The 8,487-nt window shown below is 67.8% G+C and carries 9 protein-coding genes; 4 read left to right on the top strand and 5 right to left on the bottom strand.

Annotated elements, in window-relative coordinates; genetic code table 11:
* The first annotated feature begins 108 nt into the window (after positions 1-108).
* The 4 genes from pgi to TBU01S_RS22020 all read left to right on the top strand — a co-directional run bounded on the left by pgi (position 109) and on the right by TBU01S_RS22020 (position 6,187).
* Positions 109-1,845 (top strand): glucose-6-phosphate isomerase, encoded by a 1,737-nt coding sequence (gene pgi / locus TBU01S_RS22005; RefSeq protein WP_083953796.1) that lies wholly within the window; start codon positions 109-111, stop codon positions 1,843-1,845.
* On the top strand, positions 1,842-2,645 hold the full coding sequence (gene map / locus TBU01S_RS22010) for a type I methionyl aminopeptidase (RefSeq protein ID WP_068639632.1): 804 nt from the start codon (positions 1,842-1,844) through the stop codon (positions 2,643-2,645). Before pgi ends, map begins: the two co-directional genes overlap by 4 nt.
* A gap of 130 nt (positions 2,646-2,775) precedes the next feature.
* Positions 2,776-5,409 carry a DNA mismatch repair protein MutS gene (mutS, locus tag TBU01S_RS22015; protein ID WP_068639633.1) on the top strand — a complete coding sequence of 878 codons (2,634 nt, stop codon included), beginning with the start codon at positions 2,776-2,778 and terminating at the stop codon, positions 5,407-5,409.
* 7 nt (positions 5,410-5,416) lie between these two features.
* Positions 5,417-6,187 carry a spermine/spermidine synthase domain-containing protein gene (locus tag TBU01S_RS22020; protein WP_068639634.1) on the top strand — a complete coding sequence of 257 codons (771 nt, stop codon included), beginning with the start codon at positions 5,417-5,419 and terminating at the stop codon, positions 6,185-6,187.
* 15 nt (positions 6,188-6,202) lie between these two features.
* Here the strand turns inward: TBU01S_RS22020 and dnaQ are convergent, their stop codons facing one another.
* The 5 genes from dnaQ to TBU01S_RS22045 all read right to left on the bottom strand — a co-directional run.
* A complete protein-coding gene (gene dnaQ / locus TBU01S_RS22025; RefSeq protein ID WP_068639635.1) occupies positions 6,203-6,922 on the bottom strand; it encodes a DNA polymerase III subunit epsilon in 720 nt (239 codons plus the stop codon).
* A 20-nt stretch (positions 6,923-6,942) separates the two neighbouring features.
* Positions 6,943-7,401 carry a ribonuclease HI gene (gene rnhA / locus TBU01S_RS22030; RefSeq protein WP_068639638.1) on the bottom strand — a complete coding sequence of 153 codons (459 nt, stop codon included), beginning with the start codon at positions 7,399-7,401 and terminating at the stop codon, positions 6,943-6,945.
* Between the two features lie 127 nt (positions 7,402-7,528).
* Positions 7,529-7,978 carry a hypothetical protein gene (locus TBU01S_RS22035; RefSeq protein WP_068639636.1) on the bottom strand — a complete coding sequence of 150 codons (450 nt, stop codon included), beginning with the start codon at positions 7,976-7,978 and terminating at the stop codon, positions 7,529-7,531.
* Positions 7,979-7,982: 4 nt separating this feature from the next.
* Positions 7,983-8,213, bottom strand: coding sequence for a hypothetical protein (locus tag TBU01S_RS22040; protein WP_068639637.1), 231 nt, complete (start codon positions 8,211-8,213; stop codon positions 7,983-7,985).
* Positions 8,203-8,487, bottom strand: a 285-nt coding sequence (locus TBU01S_RS22045) for a hypothetical protein (RefSeq protein WP_217999679.1), incomplete at its 5' end; no start/stop codon positions are given. The genes TBU01S_RS22040 and TBU01S_RS22045, both read right to left, overlap by 11 nt.

Genomic DNA, 8,487 nt, shown 5'->3' on the forward strand with positions numbered 1-8,487 from the left:
AACTCGTTACGGCCGCATATCCGATCCGGGCAGGCCGCGGCACGGCAAAACGGGCACAATGCCGGCTGCCTTTCGGACTCTTGCCCGCTCGACTCCCTCGATGCATCGATGACCAGCCATCCGACTTTGCATTTCGCCCCCTCCGGCGCCTCCTCCACCTCGTCTGCGGCGTGGCAGGCCCTGCTTGCCCATCGCGACGGGATCGGCGAATGCCATCTCAAGCAACTGTTCGCTGCCGACCCCGAACGCGCCGCGCGCATGCAGGCCGAAGCCTGTGGCCTGTTCCTCGACTATTCGAAGAACCGTGTCAGCGATGAAACCCTGGCGCTGCTTTTCGCACTGGCGTGCGAGGCGCGGCTGGCCGAACGGCGCACCGCGATGTTCGGCGGCGAACGCATCAACCTCACCGAGAACCGTGCCGTGCTGCACACGGCCTTGCGCCGGCCGGCGGACCAGCCTTTGATCGTGGGTGGACGCGACGTCGTCGCCGACGTCGCCGCAGTACGCGAACGCATCTACCGTTTCGCCGAAGCCGTGCGCGGCGGCAACTGGCGCGGACACGACGGGCGCGCCATCACCGACGTCGTCAACATCGGCATCGGCGGCTCCGATCTCGGCCCGCTGATGGCGTGCGAAGCACTGAAAGCCTTTGCCCATCCGCGCCTGCGGATGCATTTCGTCTCGAACGTGGACGGCGTGCAGATCGGCGACGTGCTGCGTACCGTCGATCCCGCCACCACGCTGTTCATCGTCGCCTCCAAGACCTTCACCACCCAGGAAACGCTGACCAACGCCCATGCCGCACGCACCTGGCTGGTCGAACACACTGGCAGCGAAGCGGCGATCCCCCGCCACTTCGTCGCCGTGTCCACCCATGCCGACGCGGTCGCGCGCTTTGGCATCGACCCCGCCAACATGTTCGGCTTCTGGGATTGGGTCGGCGGCCGCTACTCGCTGTGGAGCGCAATCGGCCTGTCCATCGTACTGCAGATCGGCGCCGAGGGTTTCGACGAACTGCTGGCCGGCGCGCACGCCATGGACCGGCACTTCATCGACGCACCGTTCGAGCGCAACCTGCCCGTGATCATGGCGCTGCTCGGCATCTGGAACGTCGATTTCCTCGGCGCGCCCAGCCAGCTCATCGCCCCCTACCACCAGCGCCTGCACCGCCTGCCCGCCTTCCTGCAGCAGCTCGACATGGAGTCGAACGGCAAGTCGGTCAGAAGCGACGGCAGTCCGGTGGACTGCCAGACCAGTCCGGTGATCTGGGGCGAATCCGGCATCAACGGCCAGCATGCCTATTTCCAGATGCTGCACCAGGGCAGCCAGCTCGTCCCGGTCGATTTCATCGGCGTGCTGCAAGCCGAAGCCGGACTGGAGCAGCACCATCGCATCGCCTTCGCCAACATGGTCGCGCAGGCCGAAGCGCTGATGAGCGGCAAGCCGGCGGACGAAGTGGAGGCCGAGATGCGGGCGGCGGGCCTGGCCGAAGCGCAGATCCGCGCGCTGCTGCCGCACCGCGTCTTTGCCGGCAACCGCCCCAGCAACACCCTGCTGATGGAACGCCTCAGCCCCTTCGCGCTCGGTGCGCTGGTCGCCCTGTACGAACACCGCACTTTCGTGCAGGGCGTGGTGTGGGGGCTCAATTCCTTCGACCAGTGGGGCGTGGAACTCGGCAAGCAGCTCGCCGCCCGCGTGCTGGCCGATCTCGCCGCCCCCGCCGATCTCCACCCCCACGACGCCAGCACCGCGGGCCTCATCGCCCGTTATCGCGAGCACTTGGCAGAACGGCAGGACAGCGAGAAGCCGGCCGCAGGACACACGGAGCAGAACCAAGCCCGATGAACAGCACGGTTTCCATCAAGACTCCCGAAGAAATCGCCCTGTCGCGCGCGGCCGGCCGGCTGGCGGCGGAAGTGCTCAAGGTCGTGGCGCCTTACGTCAAGCCGGGTGTCAGTACCGACGAACTGGACCGCATCTGCCACGACCACATCGTCAACGTGCAGGACGCCATTCCCGCCAACATCGGCTACCACGGCTACCCCAAGACCGTCTGCGCCTCGGTCAACCACGTGGTCTGCCACGGCATCCCGTCGCCGGGCAAGACCCTCAAGAAAGGCGACATCATCAACATCGACGTCGCCGTGATCAAGGACGGCTGGTTCGGCGACACCAGCCGGATGTACTTCGTCGGCGAACCCGGGCCGCTGGCGCGCCGCCTGGTGCTCACCACCTATGAGGCGATGGTCGCCGGCATCCGCGCGGTGCGCCCAGGCGCCACGCTGGGCGACGTCGGCCATGCGATCCAGACCGTGGCGCACCGCGAACGCTTTTCCGTCGTGCGTGAATACTGCGGCCACGGCATCGGCAAGATCTACCACGACGCCCCGCAGGTCCTGCACTACGGCCGCCGCGGCGAAGGCCTGCGGCTGGAGCCGGGCATGGTGTTCACCATCGAACCGATGATCAATGCCGGCAAGCGCGAAACCCGAACCCTTGCCGACGGCTGGACCGTCGTCACCAAGGACCACTCGCTGTCGGCCCAGTGGGAACACATGGTGGCCGTCACGCCGGACGGTTTCGAAGTCCTGACCCCCTGGCCCGAAGGCACCGGCAGCTATCCGGCGATCCACCCTGCGGGCTGACACGCCCGGGCGTCCTGATAAGATGCAGCCCCGACGACCGGCGCCGGCCGTGGCGAAAGGCTCAGCCACGCCCGCGCCATCCTGCCGGCCGGCCATGGACGGCTCGCATGCCTGGGCTTGATAGGAAGAAATGCAAAAGACACCGCCGCTCACCGAAGCCGAGATCGCTGCTCATACGCCGATGATGCAGCAGTACATCCGCATAAAGCAGCAACACCCCGACACCTTGCTGTTCTACCGCATGGGCGATTTCTACGAGCTGTTCTTCGACGATGCGGAGAAGGCGGCGCGCCTGCTCGACATCACGCTGACCACCCGCGGACAGTCGGGTGGCCAGCCGATCAAGATGGCGGGCGTGCCCTTCCATGCCGTCGAGCAATACCTGGCGCGGCTGGTCAAGCTCGGCGAGGCGGTGGCCATTGCAGAGCAGGTCGGCGAACCCGGTGCCACCAAGGGGCCGATGGAGCGCGCCGTCAGCCGCATCGTCACCCCCGGCACGCTGACCGACGCCGCCCTGCTCGACGACCGCCGCGATGCATTGCTGCTGGCGGCCAACCTGCACCGGGGCGTGCTCGGCCTGGCCTGGCTGAACCTCGCCAACGGCGATTTCCGCCTGATGCAGTGCCCGTCCGAGGCCTTGCAGGCGCAGTTCGAGCGCCTGCGCCCGGCCGAAGTGCTGATCCCCGACGGTCTGGCGCTGCCCTTGCTCGACACCCTGGCCCCGGCGCTGCGCCGGCTGGCCGACTGGCAGTTCGACGCCGAGACCGGCACCCGACTGCTGACCACGCATTTCGGCACCCGTGACCTGGTCGGCTTCGGCGTCGAGGAGCTGCCGGTGGCGCTCGGCGCGGCGGCGGCGCTGTACGACTACGCCCAGGCCACCCAGCGCCAGACGCTCGCCCACGTCACCGGCCTCACCGTCGAACGGGAGTCCGAATACCTGCGGCTGGACGCCGCCACCCGACGCAACCTGGAGCTGACCGAGACCTTGCGCGGCGAAGCTTCGCCGACGCTGCTGTCGCTGCTCGACACTTGCGTCACCAGCATGGGCTCGCGCTGGCTGCGCCACGCCCTGCACCACCCGCTGCGCGACCGTGCCGTGCCGGCCACGCGCCAGGCCGCGGTGGCGGAACTGGTGGAAGGTTTTTCCACCAGCCTCGGCGACGAGCCCTCCAGCCGCGATGACGATCGCAGCGGACGCAACACCGCCGCCGTGCGCGCCGCGCTGCGCGGCGTGGCCGACGTCGATCGCATCACCGCCCGCATCGCGCTGCGCAGTGCCCGGCCGCGCGACCTGTCGGCGCTGCGCGAAAGCCTGGCCCGGCTGCCGGAACTGGGCGCCGTGTTGCACGGCTGCGGTACGCCGCTGTTGTGCGAGATCCGCGACGCGCTGCAAATCGCCCCTGACGCGCTCGAACTGCTGCAACGCGCGATCGCCGCCGAACCCGCCGCGATGGTGCGCGACGGCGGCGTGATCGCCGCCGGCTACGACGCCGAACTGGACGAGTTGCGCGACATCCAGAGCAACTGCGGCGAATTCCTGCTGGCGCTCGAGGCGCGCGAGCGCGAACGCAGCGGCATCCCCAACCTGAAGGTGGAGTTCAACCGAGTGCATGGCTTCTACATCGAAGTCAGCCGCGCCAACAGCGAAAAGGTGCCGGACGACTACCGCCGCCGCCAGACGCTGAAGAACGCCGAGCGCTACATCACACCCGAACTGAAGGCTTTCGAGGACAAGGCCTTGTCGGCGCAGGAGCGCGCCCTGGCGCGCGAGAAGCTGCTGTACGAAGCGATCCTCGACACCCTGGCCGGCCACATTCCGGCACTGCAGCGCATCGCCCGCGCGCTGGCGCTGCTCGACGGCCTCGCCGCCTTCGCCGAAGCCGCGCTGCGCTACGGCTACGTCCGCCCGCGTTTCCGCGACACGCCCGGCGTGGACATCGCCGGCGGCCGTCACCCGGTGGTCGAGCGCCAGGTCGAGAACTTCATCCGCAACGACGCGCGCCTGGCGGCCACCCGTCGCATGCTGATGATCACCGGCCCGAACATGGGTGGTAAATCGACCTTCATGCGCCAGGTGGCGCTGATCTGCCTGCTCGCCCACGTCGGCAGCTTCGTACCGGCGGATACCGCCGAACTCGGCCCGCTGGATGCGATCTTCACCCGCATCGGCGCCTCGGACGACCTCGCCTCGGGGCGTTCGACCTTCATGGTCGAGATGACCGAAGCCGCCGCCATCCTGCATGGCGCCACCGAGCACAGCCTGGTGCTGATGGACGAGATCGGCCGCGGCACCTCGACTTTCGACGGCCTCGCGCTGGCGGCCGCGATCGCCCGCCAGTTGCTGGAAAAGAACCGCAGCCTGACGCTGTTCGCCACCCACTATTTCGAGCTGACCCGGCTCAATACCGACTACCCCGAGTGCGCCAACGTGCACCTCGACGCCGTCGAGCACGGCCACCGCATCGTCTTCCTGCACGCGCTGGAGGAAGGCCCGGCAAGCCAGAGCTACGGGATCGAGGTCGCCGCGCTGGCCGGCATCCCGGCGCCGGTGATCCGCGACGCCCGCCGCCGCCTGCGTACGCTGGAGAACCGCGAGATCCACGCCGGGCCGCAGGCCGATCTCTTCGCCTCGCTGCCCGAGCCGGAAGCCGAACCGCTGTCGCACCCGGTGCTGACCGAGCTTGCCACCCTCGACCCCGATGCGCTGACGCCGCGCGAAGCGCTCGAACGCCTGTACGCGCTGAAGCGCCTGGCTTCCTGAGCCGAGCATGAATACACCGATCGACATTTCCGAAGAAGCCGGCGTGCGCTATCTGCACTTCGGCTCGGACTGGGTGCAGGGCGCGATGCGCATCCGCAAACCCGATGCGCTGGAGCTGGCCTACACCCGCGAGATGATGGCCGGCCTGCTGCTGCGCGACGGCCTCGCCGAGGACACCGGCCGGTGGCCGAAGAAAGTGCTGATCATCGGCCTCGGCGCTGCCTCGCTGGCGAAATTCGTCTACCGCCACTGTCCGCAGGCACGGATCAGGGTGGTCGAGATCGCGCCCACGGTGGTCGCCGCCGCGCGCCAGTTCTTCAAGCTGCCGGCCGAGGACGCGCGCTTCTCGATCCACGTCGGCTGCGGCGCGCAATACGTGCTGGAAAAGGACGAGACCTGGGACTACATCCTGGTCGACGGCTTCGACCGCAACGCGCGCGCCGGCGCCCTGGACACCCTGCCCTTCTACCAGGCGGTGCGTTCGCGCCTGTCCGGCCAGGGTCTGATGGCGGTCAACCTGTTCGGCCGCTCGCGCGGCTACAAGGCCAGCGTCGAGCGCCTGCTGAAAGCCTTCGACGACCGCGTCGTCGCCTTTCCTTCATGCGACAGCGGCAACGTCGTCGCCTTCGCCGCCGACGGCGAAGCGATCGAGCGCCCGCTGGCCGAACTGCGCGAGCGCGCCCGTCTGCTGAAGACCACCACCGGCCTCGACCTCGGGCCGACGATCACCCGCCTGGAGCAGTCGGGCAGCGTGCCGGGCGGCAGCCTGCGGCTGTAAGCCCGGCGCCGTGCTTCAAGCCGCCGCCGGCTCCTCGAGTGGCAGCCACAGGCACAAGCCCTTGTTGGCCTTGGCGATGTCGGCCAGCACGCTGTCGTGCGCCTGCAGTTCCTCGTCGGAAGCCCGCAGCACCTTCACCGCCACGCGCGCCCTCGGCACACCGCCGGCATCGGCCGTGTGCATCGCGGGCTCGTCGTCGAGCGCCATGATCAGGCTCTCCTGGCCGCGGGTCATCGCCAGATAGACTTCGGCCAGCAGTTCCGCATCGAGCAGTGCGCCGTGCAGCTCGCGGTGGCCGTTGTCGATCTCGTAGCGGTCGCACAAGGCGTCGAGCGAAGCCTTCTTGCCCGGATTCTGTTCCTTGGCGAGTTTCAGCGTATCGATGACGCCCGCGCACAGGCGTTTGAGCTTGTCGCGCCCGAGCAGGCTCAATTCGTTGTCGAGGAAGCCGACGTCGAAGCTGGCGTTGTGGATGACCAGCTCGGCATCGCGGACGAAATCCTCAAAGTCCGCAGCAACGTCGGCGAATTTCGGCTTGTCGGCGAGGAATTCCTCGGTGATGCCGTGCACCGCCACCGCTTCGGCGTCGATGCCGCGCTCCGGGTTCAGGTAGACGTGGAAATGGCGGCCGGTGAGGCTGCGGTTCAGCAGCTCGACGCAGCCGATTTCGATGACGCGATCACCGTTGCGCCAGTCCAGGCCGGTGGTTTCGGTATCGAGCACGATCTGTCGCATGTTCTTTCCTTTCCTTCGTCTCAGGGTTCGACCGTGGCGCCGGTCTTGCGCACCTCATCCACGCCGCGGCGGGCCAGCGCATCCGCGCGCTCGTTCTCCACATGACCGGCATGGCCCTTCACCCACAGCCATTTCACCTGGTGCCGGGCCTGCGCTTCATCCAGCGCACGCCACAGGTCGGCGTTCTTCACCGGCTCCTTCGAGGCCGTCTTCCAGCCGCGCGCCTTCCAGCCGTGGATCCATTCGGAAATGCCTTTCTGCACGTACTGGCTGTCGGTATGCACCCGAGCACTCACCGGCCGCTTCAGCGCTTCGAGCGCGCGGATCACGGCGAGCAGCTCCATGCGGTTGTTGGTCGTCACCGGTTCGCCGCCCCAGATTTCCTTCTCGTGCGCGCCCGAGCGCAGGATCGCGCCCCAGCCGCCGGGCCCCGGATTGCCGCTGCAGGCGCCGTCGGTGTAGATATCCACTTCTTCCACAAAAAATTCCTGCAAATGCCGCGCCATTGCTAGCGATTCGGTCATTAGATGTCCAATTCGAAACGCGCCAGACGGCGCGCTACAACCCGCGCGAATCCTAGAGGCTTTCGGCAGTTTTGGACAGCGTTTACGGGGCACACGTATCGGATAGCCTCCCTCCGACTGACCCGTCTGCCCCCGCCCCAGCCGACTCGCGAGGCATGATGGTCATGCATGCCCGACGCTCTATGGTCGAGATCAGATCTATCCGCCACCACCCCTTCCAGTCCCCCTGCTCGATCTGCTCTGCCATCGGCATCACCCGGCCTGGCGCACGATCGACATAGGCCACTCGATATTCTTGCTCGACCAGCAGCTGCACGATCAGCCGCATATGGCGGCGGCTGAGCTGGCCAGCAAAGGCATGGAGCTTGACGATACCATCGGCCAGATGCGTGACTTCGCCGACGGCGATGTAGGCGGGATGCTCGCCGGACGGTAGCCCCGGCAGCGCCCGAATCGTCCCGCCGCGGGGCTCGAACGTGATGGCCACACGCCCATCGTCGAGCACGCGGCGCGCGGGTACAGACGTCTGCATGCGGCTACACATCGATCGTCTCGACCGGCAGGGCCGGCGCAGGGCCTTCGATCACCCCATCCCGCACGAACACCGTATGCCCCACTTCCGCCTCGCCCACTGCGCGCATCGTGGCGCCGCCGGGCAATGCCACGACCACGGCGCCGGTGGTGGCATCGACGGATTGCACGGCGCCGTAGAGCCGTGGGGCGGTGGGGACGAGCGCACGCAGGCGTTTGTACAGATTAGAGCTCATGGGTTTCCACCGTGATGGTTTGCATGACTTTCGGGAACGCCGCCTGCACGTCGACGGCGCGCGTGATGCCGCGGTGGGCCTGGCCGGATTCGGTGTAGTCGATGATGCGGCCGGGGGCGATGATGCCGGTCTCGGGCAGCACGGGCAGCGACAGCCGGATATGTGCCTGGCGGCCGGTGTCGCTCAAGATGGCGCGGCCGCGCTGGCGGGCGGCGTCCGGATGGGTGATGAGCGGGTCGGTGACCATGGGGGCGAGATCGCCGCCGGCGGTGCC

Source organism: Thauera butanivorans NBRC 103042 (genome assembly GCF_001591165.1).
In the GTDB taxonomy this organism is placed as follows: Bacteria; Pseudomonadota; Gammaproteobacteria; order Burkholderiales; family Rhodocyclaceae; genus Thauera; species Thauera butanivorans.

Coding starts and splice junctions, on each gene's coding strand:
- TBU01S_RS22035 (WP_068639636.1), bottom strand. CDS start 7,978: ATGCAGACGTCTGTACCCGCGCGCCGCGTGCTCGACGATGGGCGTGTG.
- mutS (WP_068639633.1), top strand. CDS start 2,776: ATGCAAAAGACACCGCCGCTCACCGAAGCCGAGATCGCTGCTCATACG.
- dnaQ (WP_068639635.1), bottom strand. CDS start 6,922: ATGCGACAGATCGTGCTCGATACCGAAACCACCGGCCTGGACTGGCGC.
- pgi (WP_083953796.1), top strand. CDS start 109: ATGACCAGCCATCCGACTTTGCATTTCGCCCCCTCCGGCGCCTCCTCC.
- TBU01S_RS22020 (WP_068639634.1), top strand. CDS start 5,417: ATGAATACACCGATCGACATTTCCGAAGAAGCCGGCGTGCGCTATCTG.
- TBU01S_RS22040 (WP_068639637.1), bottom strand. CDS start 8,213: ATGAGCTCTAATCTGTACAAACGCCTGCGTGCGCTCGTCCCCACCGCC.
- map (WP_068639632.1), top strand. CDS start 1,842: ATGAACAGCACGGTTTCCATCAAGACTCCCGAAGAAATCGCCCTGTCG.